Annotated in this window: 1 rRNA gene; it reads right to left on the bottom strand. The window is 49.6% G+C overall.

What is annotated here, in order from left to right:
- Position 1 precedes the first annotated feature (1 nt).
- A 5S ribosomal RNA gene (gene rrf, locus M3627_RS20670) occupies positions 2–117 on the bottom strand.
- Positions 118–246 lie beyond the last annotated feature (129 nt).

A 246-nucleotide genomic window follows, 5' to 3' on the forward strand; every position in this document is an offset into this window, starting at 1 on the left:
TGCCCAGCGACGTCCTACTCTTGCAGGGGGAGACCCCCAACTACCATCGGCGCTGAAGAGCTTAACTTCCGTGTTCGGTATGGGAACGGGTGTGACCTCTTCGCCATCATCACTAGACGTTTGAGTTGTTCACTCAAAACTGGATAAAAGACATCATATTAGAAACAAACAATTTGGTTAAGTCCTCGATCGATTAGTATTCGTCAGCTGCACGTGTCGCCACGCTTCCACCCCGAACCTATCTAC

This window comes from Psychrobacillus sp. MER TA 171, assembly GCF_023713305.1.
Classification (GTDB): Bacteria; Bacillota; Bacilli; order Bacillales_A; family Planococcaceae; genus Psychrobacillus.